This window comes from Mycobacterium yunnanensis, assembly GCF_025823185.1.
GTDB classification, from domain to species: domain Bacteria; phylum Actinomycetota; class Actinomycetes; order Mycobacteriales; family Mycobacteriaceae; genus Mycobacterium; species Mycobacterium yunnanensis.
In genome coordinates this window covers 459,037-473,645 of the sequence record NZ_JACKVK010000001.1, presented here as the reverse complement: position 1 = coordinate 473,645, position 14,609 = coordinate 459,037, and the positions used below count along the sequence as shown (strand labels likewise).

General features: G+C 68.8%; 22 protein-coding genes. 8 read left to right on the top strand and 14 right to left on the bottom strand.

Going from position 1 to position 14,609, the window contains the following annotated elements; all coding sequences use genetic code 11:
* Positions 1 to 8: 8 nt before the first annotated feature.
* Positions 9 to 617, top strand: coding sequence for an alpha-ketoglutarate-dependent dioxygenase AlkB (locus H7K45_RS02460; protein WP_263994251.1), 609 nt, complete (start codon positions 9 to 11; stop codon positions 615 to 617).
* Here the strand turns inward: H7K45_RS02460 and H7K45_RS02455 are convergent.
* Together H7K45_RS02455 and H7K45_RS02450 are read right to left on the bottom strand one after the other, a co-directional pair.
* Positions 614 to 1,285: a DUF5642 family protein gene (locus tag H7K45_RS02455; RefSeq protein WP_263994144.1), complete on the bottom strand. Its 672-nt coding sequence runs from the start codon at positions 1,283 to 1,285 to the stop codon at positions 614 to 616. The two genes, H7K45_RS02460 and H7K45_RS02455, sit on opposite strands and share 4 nt — an antisense overlap.
* A 28-nt stretch (positions 1,286 to 1,313) precedes the next feature.
* The gene (locus H7K45_RS02450) at positions 1,314 to 1,964 is read right to left on the bottom strand and encodes a DUF5642 family protein (RefSeq protein WP_263994143.1); all 651 of its coding nucleotides are present in this window, start codon (positions 1,962 to 1,964) and stop codon (positions 1,314 to 1,316) included.
* A gap of 72 nt (positions 1,965 to 2,036) precedes the next feature.
* Here H7K45_RS02450 and lpqN point away from each other — a divergent pair, with 72 nt between their 5' ends.
* The 3 genes from lpqN to H7K45_RS02435 are packed head-to-tail and all read left to right on the top strand — an operon-like array spanning position 2,037 to position 4,040.
* A complete protein-coding gene (gene lpqN, locus H7K45_RS02445; protein WP_263994142.1) occupies positions 2,037 to 2,741 on the top strand; it encodes an envelope biogenesis lipoprotein LpqN in 705 nt (234 codons plus the stop codon).
* Positions 2,738 to 3,127 carry a hypothetical protein gene (locus tag H7K45_RS02440; protein ID WP_263994141.1) on the top strand — a complete coding sequence of 130 codons (390 nt, stop codon included), beginning with the start codon at positions 2,738 to 2,740 and terminating at the stop codon, positions 3,125 to 3,127. Before lpqN ends, H7K45_RS02440 begins: the two co-directional genes overlap by 4 nt.
* Positions 3,128 to 3,134: 7 nt before the next feature.
* Positions 3,135 to 4,040 carry a hypothetical protein gene (locus H7K45_RS02435; protein WP_263994140.1) on the top strand — a complete coding sequence of 302 codons (906 nt, stop codon included), beginning with the start codon at positions 3,135 to 3,137 and terminating at the stop codon, positions 4,038 to 4,040.
* Positions 4,041 to 4,042: 2 nt separating this feature from the next.
* On the opposite strand, the gene H7K45_RS02430 is transcribed toward H7K45_RS02435, so the two are convergent.
* From H7K45_RS02430 to H7K45_RS02415, 4 genes are read right to left on the bottom strand one after another with little or no spacing between them, the layout of a single operon-like run.
* Positions 4,043 to 4,864, bottom strand: a complete 822-nt coding sequence (locus H7K45_RS02430; RefSeq protein ID WP_263994138.1) for a shikimate 5-dehydrogenase — start codon at positions 4,862 to 4,864, stop codon at positions 4,043 to 4,045.
* On the bottom strand, positions 4,864 to 5,865 hold the full coding sequence (pat, locus tag H7K45_RS02425) for an acetyltransferase Pat (RefSeq protein ID WP_263994137.1): 1,002 nt from the start codon (positions 5,863 to 5,865) through the stop codon (positions 4,864 to 4,866). Before pat ends, H7K45_RS02430 begins: the two co-directional genes overlap by 1 nt.
* Positions 5,866 to 5,906: 41 nt before the next feature.
* Positions 5,907 to 6,314, bottom strand: a complete 408-nt coding sequence (locus tag H7K45_RS02420; RefSeq protein ID WP_263994136.1) for a hypothetical protein — start codon at positions 6,312 to 6,314, stop codon at positions 5,907 to 5,909.
* A gap of 48 nt (positions 6,315 to 6,362) precedes the next feature.
* Positions 6,363 to 6,899, bottom strand: a complete 537-nt coding sequence (locus tag H7K45_RS02415; RefSeq protein WP_263994135.1) for a DUF6328 family protein — start codon at positions 6,897 to 6,899, stop codon at positions 6,363 to 6,365.
* A 304-nt stretch (positions 6,900 to 7,203) separates the two neighbouring features.
* Between H7K45_RS02415 and H7K45_RS02410 the strand changes: the two genes are divergently transcribed.
* The gene (locus H7K45_RS02410) at positions 7,204 to 7,539 is read left to right on the top strand and encodes an STAS domain-containing protein (protein ID WP_263994134.1); all 336 of its coding nucleotides are present in this window, start codon (positions 7,204 to 7,206) and stop codon (positions 7,537 to 7,539) included.
* Here the strand turns inward: H7K45_RS02410 and H7K45_RS02405 are convergent.
* The 5 genes from H7K45_RS02405 to H7K45_RS02385 are packed head-to-tail and all read right to left on the bottom strand — an operon-like array spanning position 7,536 to position 10,881.
* Positions 7,536 to 8,162: an SAM-dependent methyltransferase gene (locus tag H7K45_RS02405; RefSeq protein ID WP_263994133.1), complete on the bottom strand. Its 627-nt coding sequence runs from the start codon at positions 8,160 to 8,162 to the stop codon at positions 7,536 to 7,538. The genes H7K45_RS02410 and H7K45_RS02405 overlap by 4 nt on opposite strands.
* A complete protein-coding gene (locus H7K45_RS02400; RefSeq protein ID WP_263994132.1) occupies positions 8,159 to 8,920 on the bottom strand; it encodes a PIG-L deacetylase family protein in 762 nt (253 codons plus the stop codon). The genes H7K45_RS02405 and H7K45_RS02400 overlap by 4 nt, the downstream gene beginning before the upstream one ends.
* Complete coding sequence (locus tag H7K45_RS02395; RefSeq protein WP_263994131.1) at positions 8,917 to 9,861, bottom strand: acyl-CoA dehydrogenase family protein; 945 nt, start codon at positions 9,859 to 9,861, stop codon at positions 8,917 to 8,919. Before H7K45_RS02395 ends, H7K45_RS02400 begins: the two co-directional genes overlap by 4 nt.
* Entirely contained in the window at positions 9,858 to 10,562 is a 705-nt protein-coding gene (locus H7K45_RS02390) for a glycosyltransferase family 2 protein (RefSeq protein ID WP_263994130.1), read from the bottom strand. The genes H7K45_RS02395 and H7K45_RS02390 overlap by 4 nt, the downstream gene beginning before the upstream one ends.
* A 43-nt stretch (positions 10,563 to 10,605) precedes the next feature.
* Positions 10,606 to 10,881 carry a hypothetical protein gene (locus H7K45_RS02385; RefSeq protein ID WP_263994129.1) on the bottom strand — a complete coding sequence of 92 codons (276 nt, stop codon included), beginning with the start codon at positions 10,879 to 10,881 and terminating at the stop codon, positions 10,606 to 10,608.
* A 147-nt stretch (positions 10,882 to 11,028) separates the two neighbouring features.
* Between H7K45_RS02385 and H7K45_RS02380 the strand changes: the two genes are divergently transcribed.
* Complete coding sequence (locus H7K45_RS02380) at positions 11,029 to 11,217, top strand: hypothetical protein (protein ID WP_263994128.1); 189 nt, start codon at positions 11,029 to 11,031, stop codon at positions 11,215 to 11,217.
* Positions 11,218 to 11,222: 5 nt separating this feature from the next.
* Entirely contained in the window at positions 11,223 to 11,543 is a 321-nt protein-coding gene (locus tag H7K45_RS02375) for a hypothetical protein (protein ID WP_263994127.1), read from the top strand.
* A gap of 7 nt (positions 11,544 to 11,550) precedes the next feature.
* On the opposite strand, the gene H7K45_RS02370 is transcribed toward H7K45_RS02375, so the two are convergent.
* Positions 11,551 to 12,450 carry a mechanosensitive ion channel family protein gene (locus H7K45_RS02370; protein WP_263994126.1) on the bottom strand — a complete coding sequence of 300 codons (900 nt, stop codon included), beginning with the start codon at positions 12,448 to 12,450 and terminating at the stop codon, positions 11,551 to 11,553.
* Positions 12,451 to 12,664: 214 nt separating this feature from the next.
* Here H7K45_RS02370 and H7K45_RS02365 point away from each other — a divergent pair, with 214 nt between their 5' ends.
* Entirely contained in the window at positions 12,665 to 13,351 is a 687-nt protein-coding gene (locus tag H7K45_RS02365) for an HAD family hydrolase (protein ID WP_263994125.1), read from the top strand.
* Between the two features lie 4 nt (positions 13,352 to 13,355).
* Here the strand turns inward: H7K45_RS02365 and H7K45_RS02360 are convergent, their stop codons facing one another.
* Together H7K45_RS02360 and H7K45_RS02355 are read right to left on the bottom strand one after the other, a co-directional pair.
* Positions 13,356 to 14,372: a DNA topoisomerase IB gene (locus H7K45_RS02360; RefSeq protein ID WP_263994124.1), complete on the bottom strand. Its 1,017-nt coding sequence runs from the start codon at positions 14,370 to 14,372 to the stop codon at positions 13,356 to 13,358.
* Positions 14,373 to 14,381: 9 nt separating this feature from the next.
* Entirely contained in the window at positions 14,382 to 14,597 is a 216-nt protein-coding gene (locus H7K45_RS02355) for a hypervirulence associated TUDOR domain-containing protein (protein ID WP_263994123.1), read from the bottom strand.
* Positions 14,598 to 14,609 lie beyond the last annotated feature (12 nt).

The window sequence follows — 14,609 nt, the reverse complement described above, 5'->3', positions numbered from 1 at the left end:
TGACGGGAATCGATCTCGCGATTCAGGATGCACTGTTCGGCCACGACGAGCGCCGCGAGTTGGGCGACGGCGCCTGGGTCGACGTCCGTGCGGGCTGGCTCTCGGGCGGGCACGGACGCTCCGGGGATCTCTTCGACGATCTGATGACCGCCATTCCGTGGCGGTCCGAACGGCGCCAGATGTACGACCGGGTGCTCGACGTGCCACGTCTGGTCAGCTTCCACGACTTGATCTCCGAACCCGCCCCGCACCCCGAGATCGCGCGACTGAGGGTGCGGCTCAACGACATCTACGCAGGCGAACTCGGCGAACCCTTCACCTCGGCGGGGTTGTGCCTCTACCGCGACGGCAACGACAGCGTCGCCTGGCACGGGGACACCGTCGGCCGCAGCAGCACCGAGGACACCATGGTCGCCATCCTCAGCCTCGGCGCGACGCGGGTACTGGCGCTACGACCTCGTTCGGGCGGCCGGTCGCTGCGGCTGCCCCAGAGCCACGGCGACCTGATCGTCATGGGCGGCTCTTGCCAGCGCACGTGGGAACACGCCGTGCCCAAGACCACCAAGCCCACCGGTCCGCGGATCAGCATCCAGTTCCGCCCGCGCGACGTGCGCTAGCTCCCCCGCACGTCCTTCACCGCCGTGGTCAGCAGGTCCCGAGCGCGCTCCGTGTTCACGGGGACGACCGGCTTGCCGGCCTCGACCAGCGGATTGGCGGTGACGATCACCCGAAACGTCGAGAAGTCGGCAAGGTAGTTGTAGATCTCCCCCGTGGCGGGCTTGCCGCCGACCACCGTCTGCACGACGCGGTGGGTGCCGAGGGTGCGCACCCCGTCGATGGTCGGCGCTTCCACGACCTCCACCAGGCCGCGCAGGCCACCGCCAGCGAAGGCCACCTTCTTGCACGCGTCACCCGGATCGGGCATCGGCAGCGTCTCGGAGGTCTCCAGCGCGATGGCGATGAACCGGTTGCCGTCGCCTTCGGCGGTCGTGGCGGCCATGTTGCCCTCCAGACCCGGCGGCACCGTGGTGCCCAGCGCCACCTTCGCGCAGTCCGGCGGATCGAACACCGTGCCGGGCGGAAGAGGTTGCTGCGCAAGCAAACGCGGGTCGATGCCCGTCGGCGCCACGGTGCTGACCTTGAATTCCGGGCCGAAGCTGGTCTTGGTGTCGAGCACCTTGGAGATGTCGGCCTTCGACTCGTCCGGCGGCGCCGAGGTCGAGCATCCGGCCACGGCGATCGCAACGGCCGAGCAGACGAAGATCGAGAACGGCGTCCTGGACATCGCGGCCAATCTACCCGGCCGCGGCTCGTCACCCGCGAACCGCCGCCACGGTCTTGGCGAGCAGGTCGTAGGCGAAGCCCGGTGCCAGCGGCGCCGCGGACGATCCCGGGTCGGTCACCACGGTGACGTAGGCAACGTGCTGCCCCAGGTAGGCGACGAATGTCTCCGCGTGCGAACGTGTTTCGGTGCCACCCTCGACCGTCGTGGTGACCTCGGCGGACAAGCCAAGCGTGGCTACGCCGTCGGCGGGCGGCGACGGGACGACGCCGACCGCCCCCGAGGTGTGCGTGGCCGACACCCGCCACGTGCCACACGCGTCGACCAGCGCCTGGTCGACGGTGGCCGGTGCGTCGGCCACGACCGCGTAGACGATGCCTCCCGGGCCGGACGCCGACCAGCCGCGAACCGGTGCGCCGGCCCCGGGGTCGCCGAGCCCAGCACAGGAGGGCGGGTCGGCGACCCACTGCGCGCCAATGCCCCACAGGGCGATCGGTTCGGCACGGGCGGGCAGCGGGGTGAACTCGTAATCCGTTGGCAGATCGGCACGGACGCGGTCCACCCGGGCGGGGTCGGCGCCTGCGCTCGCGGCGGGCGGATTCGACACCGCGGTCGGTCCGGGCGCGGGCGAGCAGGCGACGAGGGACGCGACGACCGCCAGACACCACGCGACGACGCGCATGCACCTTCGTATCACGCTCACCGGGGGCGACCGCCGTGTACGTTCACAAAACGCCGACGAAGAGGGGACCAGATGAGAACGCACAGTACGGTCGCGGGTTGCGCCGTCGCCCTCGTCGCGCTGGGGCTGACCCTCGCGGGATGCGGGTCGAAGTCCACGACGGAATCGTCGTCGTCCTCGTCGTCGAGCAGTTCGGCCAGCCGCAGCGCCACCACCAGCAGCGCGGCCCCGACGTCGACTCAGGCCGGCGCCAACGAGACGATCGCCGACTACATCAAGGACAACGGCATCACCGAGACACCGGTTAGGCGTGGCGATCCCGGCACCCCGACGATCACCATGCCGCCGCCCGAAGGATGGGCCGACGCCGGACCCAAGACGCCCACGGGTGCCTACGACGCGATCGTCTTCACCGATCCCTCGATGGCGGCCGACCCGCCGACCATCGTCTCGGTGATGTCGAGGCTGACCGGGGACGTCGACCCGGCCAAGATCTTCGAGTACGCGCCGGGTGAGCTCAAGAACCTTCCCGGTTACGAGAGCGCGGGCGAGGGCGGCGACGCGAAACTCGGCGGCTTCGACGCCTATCAAATCGGTGCGACATACGTGAAGGACGGCACCAAGAAGCTCATCGCGCAGAAGACCGTGGTCATTCCGGCCGCCGACGGCAACGGCATCTTCGTGCTTCAGCTCAACGCCCAGGGCAACGAGGACCAGGTCAACCCGCTGATGACGGCCACCTCGAAGATCGACGAAGAAACGAAGATCACGCCATGACGCTCGGGGAGCCACCCCTGGAACCTCCGCAACCCCAGCGCGGGCTGACCAGGGAGGAACATGGCCGCGACGTCAGCGCCGCGCAGGCCGAGGCCGAGGCGCAGCAGTCGAAGTGGCGGCGCTTCCTCCACATGTTGAGCCCGCGCCTCGTCTGGTCGATGGCCGACGGCTATCCGGTGGTGCTCAAGCAGTTCATCCAGTTCTGCCTGATTCTGATCTACCCCGGCTGGGTGTTCGCAGTTCTGGTCGGCGGGCTGTTCCAGCTGCTGTTCTACGTGACGGTCTATCCGGTGCTGTGGGTGCTGTTCTGGCCGATGCGCAACCACCAGAAGAAGCACCACCCCGAGGAGTACGCCGCCACCCGCGCCAAGTTCGAGAAGAAGTAGGAGGGCCGTGGGACTCTTCAACCGCTCGGGCGGCGTCGTCGTCACGACGACGCCGAACGTGCTGCAGCCGCGGCAAACCGTCACCGCCACCGTCACCACGGACCGACCCGTCACCAAGGTCAGGACCGCCCGGCTGGACTGGGGCTACGTGAACTTCTACCAATACCACTGGGCGGGGCGGGTGGACTCCGTTGCGGCACGGGGTAACGACACGGTCTGGACCGCGGGTGAGGTGGGCACGAACTACGGCGGTGACCGCGACACCGACGACTGGGTGAGCGTCGTCGTCGACGACCTTCCCGTCGCCACCGGAGAGTTCACCGGGGCGTCCTCGACGTTCCGCATCCCCTCCTGGGCGCCCGCGTCCGCGCCGGAGATCGCGCGCTGGGAATGCCGCGTGACCGTCGACCGCGAGGGCGCGGATGCGCAGGCCCGGGACGAGTTCGCCGTGCGCATCGGCAGCGGCGACGTCGAGTCCTATCTGGAACCACTCGAGCGCGTCTCGGGGGACGCCGAGACCGTCGTCGACCTCGGGTTGTCCAAGCCGGTCTGGCGGGCGGGCGAGACCGTCACCGGCCACGTGACGCTGACGCCCACCGTCGACCTGCCCGACGGCGACCTCGCGGTGTCCTGGCAGCGCGAGCGCGAATCGCACCCGCTGACCCGCACACCGGGTCCCGGCAGTCAGCTCGACGGTCGAATCGTCCAGCTCGACAAGCACATTCGGTTGCGCGCCGGGACGCCGGTGGAATACCCGTTCGAGGTCAGGCTTCCCGACGACGCGCCGCCGACCGCAGCCGCGGTGCACTCGTCGATCAACTGGTTCGTGCAGGCCCGCTTGATGTACGAGGGCTTCGGCGGGCACTCGCTGGAGCGGGTGCGCCGCCCGATCACCGTCGTCAACGCCCCCTGAGCTCAGGCTCGAGAGATCGCCGACGCCTCGGCGACCTGCTCGGCGGTCGGACGCACCCCGGTGTAGCGCTCGAACTGCTCGGCGGCCTGCAGCGCGATCACCTCGGCGCCCGTCACCACGTGAACCCCCGCAGCGCGGGCGGCCTGGATGAGCGGCGTCTCCGACGGCAGCGCGACGACGTCGAACACCGTGTTGGCGTGCGCGATCATGGCGTCGTCGAAGGCCTTCTCCGAGGACTCCGGCGCCCCGGCCATTCCGATCGGCGTCACGTTGACGATGACGTCGGCGAGGTGCGAACCGACCTCCTCGGCGTAGTCGTAGCCGAGTCGCTCGGCGAGTGCCCGTCCGCTGTCGACGTTGCGGGCGATCACGATGCCCGATGCGAAGCCACGGTCGCGGAACGCTGCGCCGACGGCGCTGGCCATGCCGCCGCTACCGCGGATCATCACCCGCGACGCCGCGTCGAGGTGGTGCTCGTCGACGAGCCGCTGGACGGCGAGGTAGTCGGTGTTGGACGCTCGCAGGAAACCGTCGTCGTTGACGATGGTGTTCACCGAGTGAATCGCCCGTGCGGACGCCTCCACCTCGTCGACCAGTGCAATGACGTCCTCCTTGAACGGCATCGACACCGAACAGCCGCGAATGCCGAGCGCCCGCACGCCACCGATGGCCGCGGCGATGTCGGTCGTCGTGAACGCCTTGTAGACGAAGTCGAGACCGAGGACGTCGTAGAGGTGGTTGTGAAACCGGGTACCGATGTTGCTGGGTCGGGCGGCCAGCGAGATGCACAACCGGGTGTCCTTGTTCAGCGGTGGCCGTCCCATCAGCCGACCGCCCGAATCACCTGCTGCGCCACGGCGCGGATGTCGCGGTAGAGCTCCGGGGAGATGGTCAGCTCACGCATGACGGGAACGTCGAAGGCGGTGGTGACGACGCCTAGGTCGGCACGATGCCATTGCGCGCCATAACGGTCGAGGATCGTTCGCATGGGAAGATTGTCCGCTAGGACCTGCGCGGTGAACCGTCGGATGCCCTCACTGCGCGCGGCCACGACGAGGGCCTCCATCAGGAAGCTGCCGATGCCGCGGCCCTGATATTCGTCACCGACGATGAATGCGATCTCGGCGGCGGTCTGCGTGTCGTCGCGCACGTATCTGGCATCGGCCACGATTGGCGCGTCGACGGCCTTTCCGTCGGTCAGCACCCACACGAAGTGGTCGACGTAGTCGACCTCGAACAGGTAGGCCATCAGCGCCGGGGTCGGCGTCCGCGTCGTCTGGAAGCGCCGGTAGAAGGTGTCGCTCGAAAACTGGACGGGCCCGTGCAGGGTGCGCTCGTTGTCGCCGGGGAGCACGGGGCGCAGATGAAGCTCGGTACCGTCGCGCAGGACGATCGGGATGGGCGTGACGTACGTGGCAAGGCGCTGGCGCGCGGTGCGGACCAGTCTCTCCATCATTCGGGGGACGTCGAGGATGGCGGCGATCGCCTCCCGGCCGCCGACCCAGCCGGTCAGCTCTTCGGCCACCACGACGGTCGCCGAGCGGGGCGCGTCGCGCAGAAGGGCGATTTCGCCGACCACCAACCCGGGGGCCACGTCGACCTCGATGACGTCACCCTCGGTTCCGACGTGCGTGATTCGCGCCCGGCCCGACCCGATCAGCAGGAAGGAATCGGCGTGTTCGCCTTGGCGCATCAGGACTTGGCCCGCGGGTGCGGTCAGCGGTGACAACAGCTTGGCGACGTCCATGAGCGCGTCGACCGGACACCCCACGAAGAACGTCAGGGCAGCCAGCTCGTCGGCGCTGACGGTCCGCGATCCCGTCACGCCGGCGACGTTACGCGATGAGCGGTGACCAGACGGTCGATTCAGACGCCGTCCATGGGCGGGCCGTTGAGATCGCTGACTTGCTGGTGCGCCACGGCGGTGGCCACGGCGGTGCCCCCGCGCACCACTCCGACGATCGACACTTCGTCGTTCACGGCGAAGGCGGACGCCGCACCGCCCACGGCACTGCCGGTCGCGGTGATGGCGTTGGTCTCCGGGGTGATCAGGTAGGTCCTGGCGAAACCGTCGTCACTCTTGGCCGTCACGGACGACGGGGTGACGGCCACCAGGCGACCGACCTGGCTGACGGGCTCTTGGGTGGCCGCCGGCGTGACGACGTTCTCAGCGCGCGCCGCGGTCGGATTGCCGTCGACGACGTGCACGGCCAAGGCGGCGGCAACGGCGACGAACGCCACCGCCATCAGGGCGATGACCAGCGAATTCGTCAACGTTGCACGACGCCGCTTCTGGAGGTGTCTGGGGGCCACGGTCGGTTCTCACTTTCCCTTGCCTGCCGCACTAGTACCCCCGGCCGACCGTCGAGAAACTCGCATCCACACCGGGACCACCACCCAGAACGCGGTGAATCCGGCCAATGAGACGGCACCGGCGCCGACGGCGGCGGACTGGCCGGAGACGGCACCGAAGATGATCGTGGTCATCCCGACCAGCGCCAGCCCCAGCAAGAGCAGCCCGGCGTAGGTCAGTCGGTGAGCGGCAGACACCAGCGACACGAGCCGCCGCTGGCGGAAGAGGATGCGGTGGATGCCCACCGGCGCGATCAGCAGTATCGACGCGGCAACGGCACACGTCACGGTGGCCAGGAAGACCATGCGCATCGTGCGGTCCAGCATCTCGAAGCGCTGCTGGAACGGCAGGGTCAGCAAGAATCCGGTGAGCAATTGCACGCCGGTCTGCACCACCCGGAGTTCCTGCAGCAGGTTCGACCAGTTGCGGTCCAAGCGCTCGGCCTCGGTCTCCGACCGTGCATACCGATCCCAGTCCTGGTTGGCCTCGGGATGGTCGACGTCCACCTGCCACCTCCTGCGCCGCCTCCTGCGTCGGAGGTAAGAGCGATTGCCCGCCTCGAGGTGCCATAAACACGGCAAGCTCTCAGGAAGACACCATTGTTTCGACTGGTCGACCCGTACTACTCTCGACTGCAGGTTGAACTGACAGCCTCCCCACGTCACGAGGTCCTCTTGACGTCACCCCCAGACGCGTGAGCGAAAGCCACCGGAGGTCCATGTGTCAGTTGCACCCGATGCCACGTCAGCGCCACCCCGCCCACGTCGACAAAACGTCAGGTTCACCACGTCCGCCGGGCGCGGTCCGATCTTGGTAGTCACCGCCGAGGGCGAGGTCGACGCCGCCAACGCGCTACTGCTCAGCAAGCACGTCGAAGGCGAACTGGAGAGCGCGAGTCGGCTGATCGTCGACCTCCGAGCGCTCGATTTCTTTGCCGTGCAAGGGTTTTCGATCTTGCACCGCATCAACGTCATGAGCTCGCGGCATGCCGTCAACTGGGTGGTGTTGGCAGGCTCGGAAGTCAACCGAGTACTCGGAGTCTGCGATCCCGACGGCGGTCTCCCCGTCGCCGACAGCATGGAGTCGGCCATCGCGACGGTCACCCGCCCGCCCCGCAGCCACCTCCGCCTGGTGACGAGCCGCTAGCCGCGGGCCACCGCCCCCGGCACGCCGGTGTCGACGGCGACCGACTCGCTCGGGCCGAACCGGAAGACGTCGATCACGACGTCGTCGTCGAGGTAGTGCGCGACCGGTGTCAGGCCGGCCGTCTCGCCGATCACCGCGTTCGCCCGGTCCCCCGTGAGCGGGTAGTCCGCCACGGGATGGCGCCAATGGGCAGCCAGGAGGGTCGTACCCACGGCCAGGCGAGGGCACTCCCGATCGAGCACGCGACGTAGTGCCGCCTCGGAGAGGTAGTAGGCGACCTCGGAGATCACCACCAGGTCGACGTCCCCGCCCGGCCATGCCGCGTCGAGTGACGAGCGCACCAGTTCGAGGCCGTCCCGGTCCCCCAGACGACCGCGCGTGATGTCCAAGGCCGCCTGCGCAACGTCGTAGGAGGTGACGCGGTCGCAGCGCTCGACGAGTCGCTCGGTCAGCATGCCGATCGAACAGCCGGGCTCGAATGCATGCCGGTACCGCTGCTGCGGCAGCATCGCCATGGTGATCGAGTACTTGCGCCGCTCATACCAACGCTCGGCCATCCCCCACGGATCGGAGGAGTCGGCGTAGACGTCGTCGAAGTACTCGTCGGGCAGTCGGTCGGTCACCGGATCACCACCTCGGGAACCGCGAACAACCGCTCCACCACGAACGGCGGCAGCACCACCTCCGCGCCGTCGCGGTAGGGCGCCAGCTGCGACGCGTACGCCGCGGTGGCGTTGCGCTTGCGCTCCATGGCCGCGTGGTCACGGGGCGCTGCCGACATCCGGTGCCACGGCACCGCCTCGTCACCGGGTGCCGCCCAGTGCCACATCCACACCGGAAACTCGAGCAGCGTGGCACCGGTGCGCGACACCGCGGCAGCGGCGCTGCGTCCGACGGCCTCGTGATCGGGATGACCGTCGCCGCGCCAGGTGGCGGCACACCACGTCCCCGGCGGTCTCGCCGCCAGGACGTCGGCCAGCAGCGTCGTCAGCTCCCCCTGCCTGGCGGCGACCTCACCGTCGGCGAGTCCGAGCGCCATCGGCTGGTCGAGCCCCAAGATTGCTGTCGCCGAACGCAATTCGTCGCGGCGCTGCCGTTCCAGCCACCGCCTCTCCTCGGGCGACAGGCCTGGCACGGAGCCACCGCCGTCGGTCACCGAGATCACGGTGACGTCGACGCCGCGGGAATGGAGCAGCGACGCGGTCGCGCCGAAACCGAGGGTCTCGTCGTCGGGGTGCGGCGCGACGACGACGAGCGCCGGACATTCGGACAGATCCAACGCCGGCAGACGGTCGACCCAGTCGCGCCAGTCGGCGGCGGGCGTCCCGCCGTCGACGACGGGTGCGGCCGCGAATCGAGGCCCGTTGCCCGCTGCCGTCATCTGGCCGCCAGCCGTCCGAGTGCGGCCAGGTCTCGCTCGGCGTGGCTTTGCCGCACGTAGACGGTGAGATCGGCGACCCGTTTGGCGTGCGCGGCGTCGAGCACCAGGGGTGCCGGGCCGAGCGCTCGTCCCGTGCGGGCGACGGCCTCGTCGACGGCCACCTCGACGACGGCGCGCACCCGACGCGCGATGAGTTCGGCACGACTGCCGTGTGGCTCGGCGTCGACGTAGCAGGCGGCCGAGACCAAGATGGCCTCCGCGGCGGCCAGCGCCGCGTCGACGGCGCCGAGGTGGGCACGGGCGTGTTCGTCGGGCGCCCTGCCGTCGTGTTCGGCCGCGACGGCGCGGTAGAGCGGCGCGGCGACGCCGCGGGCGCCCCCCAACCAGCACGCGGCCACGCCCATGGCGCCGTGCCAGAAGCCTGGCCGGGACAGGTAGTCACCCGGGCGGCCGACTGGTGCGGCCTCGGCGCCGGCGAGCAGGACCGACCGGGTGTCGGAGTCGTGCATACCCGCGTTGTGCCAGTCGTCGGGCAGCGGTTGCACCTCGCCCTGGTCGAGTGCGACGGCGTAGAGGCCGCGCCCGGTGTCCTCGTGCCGAGCCGTGATCAGCGCGTGGCTGCAGATCCCGGCGCCGGAACACCACGCCTTGGTGCCGTGGAGCCGCACCCGGCCGTCGCCGTCGTCGGTCGCCGTCACCACGGCGGTCGGGGCTTCGGCAGCCCAGACGCCCCAGAGTTGACCGGGTATCGCATCGGGCCCGCCGAGTTCGGCCAGGATCGCCAGTGCATCGGCGTGCGCCTCGGCAAGCCTGCCTGCCACGACGTCGTTCTCCGTGAGGGCGGCCAACTTCCACCACCGGGCGGCCGTGCGCCCGGATCCCGGCGCGGGCAGGTCGAGCTCACCGGCGTCCAGCCAGCGACGGACCAGCGCGACGGTCATGCCGCACCGTCGCGTCGCGACACCGTCCTGAGATGGCTGGCGAATCCGCGGGGTGCCCGGCCCTGGACGCGAGCCGACGTCACCACCGACGAGCCGGCGTCGCGGTGAATGCGACGACCGGCCCGTTCGAAGCGGCGGACCAGGTCGACGTCCTCGTCGGAGGTCAGCGCCGCAAAACCACCGATGTCCCAGTATCCGTCGGCTCGAAATCCCATGTTCGCACCGTGCACGTGATCATGTCCGCCGCCAGCGCGCCGCATCTTCGCCCGGTAGCCGGCCAGATAGCGACGCACCGACGCCGCGGAGTGTTGCCGCCAGTTGGCCACCCGTACGACGCCGAGCACCATGTCGGCGTCGGCCCCCATCTGCCGGATCAGCCAATCGGGGTCGACGACGCTGTCGGCGTCGGTCGTGGCGTACCAGATGCGCGATTCGTCACCACCGATGGTCTGGCGGGCGTGGGTGAAGCCCGCGGCGCGAGCGGCGCCGACATTGCGGGCCTCGACCTCGACGAACTGCACATCGGCACCGAAACGTCCTGCCAGCGAGGCGCTTTCGTCAGTGCAGGAATCCAACACCACGACGATCGAGACCGGAACCGATGCGCACGCCGCCGCGGTCACGACCGCCTTGAGGCAGGTGGGCAACGCGCGAGCTTCGTCGTGCGCGGGGATCACCACCACCGCACCGTCCCACACCATGACCGACGCTTACCCGCGTGCGACGACGAGAAACTCCACCCCCCTAGAGGTGCGGAGCTTCCTTGATCTTGCTGTCTTCCTTGCCCGCCGTCTGGCAGAAGGTCTGCACCGACAGCTTGGTGCCGGTGATCTCGAGTTGCGCTGCGTCGGTGCCCTTCTCGTCCTTGAGCATCTTCGACACGGCAGTCTGCTGGTCGCCGTCGTTGGCCTTGAGGTAGTCCTTGCACGACGTGTCGCCGCCTTCGACCTTCGCGCCACAGCCGCTCAGCAGCACCCCGAGCGCCAAGCCCGCCGTCGCCATGCCCGTCATCGCCTTCATGCGCATCAAGTGAACGTCCTCCTGCGAAGTGTGCCGCGGACCGCCTTGGTCCACTTGCATGTGCCCTCCCGCGAACGCCGCGAAACGTCACGGGGTGTGGGCGACGTCGATCGGGGTATCCCTTCGGCGCACCCAGGAGGTACGAGGATGTCCGAACGACACCACACAGACGACCCCGAGAACCGGTCGAGCAGCGAATCCGACGTCGACGACGACTCCCACGTCGCGGCGTCGCGTGCCGACCGCGACGGGGGCGGTAACTACGTCGGCGAACAGGCCTCCGACGACGACTTCGACGCCGGCGAGACCGGTGCCGAGGCGCGCGCTCAAGGTTGACTCCCGTGAGCACCCGGACGAATGACGGGACGCGCACGGCGGTCAACTGGATCCTGGCCATCCTCAGCGCGCCCGCCGCGTTGGCCGTCGTCGTCTACTCCTATGTACAGGTACTCGGCACGGCGGGATGCAGCAGCGGAACGTGCACTGAATTCGGCCCCAATGAAACCGTGTTCGGCTTGATCGAATACGGGACGCCGGCGGTGGCCGCCGCCGCCGTGGGCCTGTCCTTCCTCACCGCGCGTCACCGGTACGGCGTTGTCGTACCGGTGATCGCGTGGGCGGTCGTCGTCGCCGCCACCATCGTGCTCGTGACGACCTTCTGAGCTGCCCTCAGGCAGCGTCGACCGTCGTCGACGTGCGGCTGTCGATGCCCTCACGACGCAGGTCGGCCACCACCAGTTGCCGTAGTCGCCGCCCGGCGTCGAACTGCTTGCCCGGCAAGGTGCGTGCCACCATCCTCAGCTTGACTTCGTCGACGCCGATGCTCTCCACACCCATGAGCGAGGGCGGGTCCAGCAGCAGGCTCGGCAGCACGTCGTCGTTCATCGCCTTCTCCGAAACGCCCTTGAGCACCTCGTTGACCCGGTTGAGGTCCGCCGACGCGGGGACCGGTATGTCGACCACCGCGCGCGCCCAGTCCTTGGAGAGGTTGAGCGACTTGACGATCTGGCCGTTGGGCACGGTGAACATCTCACCGTCGCTGGTGCGCAACTTGGTGACACGTAGGGTGACGTCCTCGACCGTACCGACCGCCTCGTTGCTGGCCCCGATCGTCAGCTGAACGAGATCGCCGAAGCCGTACTGCTTCTCGGTGATGATGAAGAATCCACTGAGCAAGTCCTGGACGATGCGCTGCGCGCCGAAGCCCAGTGCCGCACCGAGCACCGCGGCGGGCGCCACCAGCGATCCAATGGGCAGCCCCAGAGTGTTGACGACGTCGACCGAGACGACGACGTAGAGCACCGCAATGGCCACCGAGGAGATCACCGACGCCAGGGCCTGGCGGTGTTTGACGGCCTCGGACTGCACGGTGGCGTCGGAGTCGTCACTTTGGGCGAGCCGCCTGCTGATCCGGCCTGCGACGTGACGAATGACCCTGGTGGCGATCATCGTGGCGACGATCACCAGCACGATGTGCAAACCCTTGGTGGCGATCCATCGCCCGAAGCTGGACGTCCACAGACCGTCCCAGGCAGTTACGAATTCGAATGCGTTGTGAGAAATAGTCATCAGCGATCGTCACGGATGCGCGGAACCCCCTGCGGCCGAGTCATTTCCGGCCCACTGCCCCGTGATTCATCGTCCCTTCACGTGTGTGGTCTTGGTGCCGCGGCCAACGTCGTCGGCGGCGCGACGGCGGCTGAACTCCCCCGGGGCTGCGTTCCCGAGCACCCCACGGGTGAAACACCGTTTCACCCGACTCGGCGGGGGAACCCCTGCGAGCATGCCCACACCCGCAGTCTTGTTCGACATCGACGGCACCCTGGTCGACTCCAACTACCTCCACGTGCACGCGTGGCAACGGGCCTTCGACGAGGTCGACGTCGACGTGGAGTCCTGGCGCATCCATCGAGGCATCGGGATGGACGGCTCGTCTCTTCTGAAGGAGTTGGCGCCGGACTCCGACGACGAGGTCAAGGAACGCGCCAAGGACTTGCACTCCCGCTTCTACCTCGAGACCGCCCGCTTGCTGAAGCCGCTCCCCGGCACCAGGCGCCTGCTGGACCTGGTCAACGCCACCGGGCTACAGGTCGTGTTGGCCACGTCGGCGCCCGAGGATGAACTCGAGCTGTTGCGCAAGGTGCTCGACCAGGACGAGATCGTCTCTGCCGTCACGTCGTCGGAGGACGTCGAGACCGCCAAGCCGCAGCCCGACATCGTCGAGGTCGCGCTGCGACGGGCGGGCGTCGACGCCCGTCAGGCGGTCTTCGTCGGCGACTCCGTCTGGGACGTTCAGGCGGCGGCCAGGGCGGGGGTCGAGTGCATCGGTGTGGAGAGTGGCGGCGTCGACGTGCTGCGGCTACAGAGCGAAGGGGCGGTAGCGGTCTACCGCAATCCGCGCGACCTCGCCGATCACCTGGAGGACTCGCCGATCGGACACTTGGCAGCCCGCTCGTCCGACGGTTGGTGAGGCGTCAGGACTTGCCCACTCGCTGGATGAGGGTCCGGGTGGCGCGTTCGACGACGGCTTGCTTCTCGGCGGGATCGTCGATGCGGTCGGCGCGCTTGGCGGCGGCCGCGATGGTCAGTCCCTGCTCGTAACCCTGGACCACCCGGGGGTCGACGTAGGACGAGCGCGCCACCGCGGGGGTGTTGCCCAGCCCCTGGGACACCTCCTTCATCACCGCCGATTCCACCCGTTTGACGACCTTCTTCGACACCGGCGGATCGGCGTCGACGAAAGCCGTTGCCGCCAGGACCGTTTCGTGCCACGTGCGGAGATCCTTCACGCTGTAGTCCGCGCCGAGAAGCTCCTTGAAGCGGGTGTTGAGGTCATCGGCGTGCACGTCCTTCCAGCCGTCGTCGCCGCGGACGACCAGGAATCGATCGCTCGGGCATTCGCGGCGCAACAGCGAGCGCACCGACTTCACGACCGCGGGGTCGTCGATCTCCAGACTGCGACGAACGCCGCTCTTGGCGGGAAAGTCGAACGACACCACGCCCTTGGCGACGCTGACGTGCTCGCACAGCAGAGTCGCCATGCCGTGGGAGTCGTTCTCGTCGGCATACTGTTCACCTCCGGCGCGGAAGTACCCGAGGTCGATCAGGTGCAGGGCCAGCGCCAGTACCCGCTGCCGGGTGAAACCGCGGCCCCCCAGATCGTCGGCGATCTGTGCCCGCCAGCCGGGGAGGCGCTTGGACATCTCGAGCACCCGGTCGAACTTCGCCTCGGCCCGCTCTTCCTGCCACGCATCGTGATACTGGTACTGGCGACGGCCCGCCGCGTCGGTGCCGACGGCCTGAATGTGGCCATTGGGGTACGGACTGATCCACACCTTCTTCCACGCGGGCGGGATCACCAGTGCCTTGATGCGCTCGAGGTGCCGGTCGTCGGTCAGCGGTCCACCCTCGGCGTCGAGGTAGGAAAACCCCTTGCCGCGCCGAACCCGGGTGAACCCGGGTCCGGCAAGGACGCTGCGCCGGAGTCGCACCGCCGTCCCTCAGTCCGTCTTCTCGAGCGCGTCGGGACGGTGCACGGCCTCCCCACCGCTCTTGTCGCTGCGCACCAGATACTGCGGATCGTCCTCGGACGCCCGCACCGTCCGCTTCGCCGCCTTGGTGTCGCTGGTGATCTTCTTCTCCACCGTGCCCTCGGCGGTACCACCGTGACTCTTCCACTCGACGTGGTCGCCCTTGGACAGATCGTCGTTTGCCATGAGCCGTCAGTA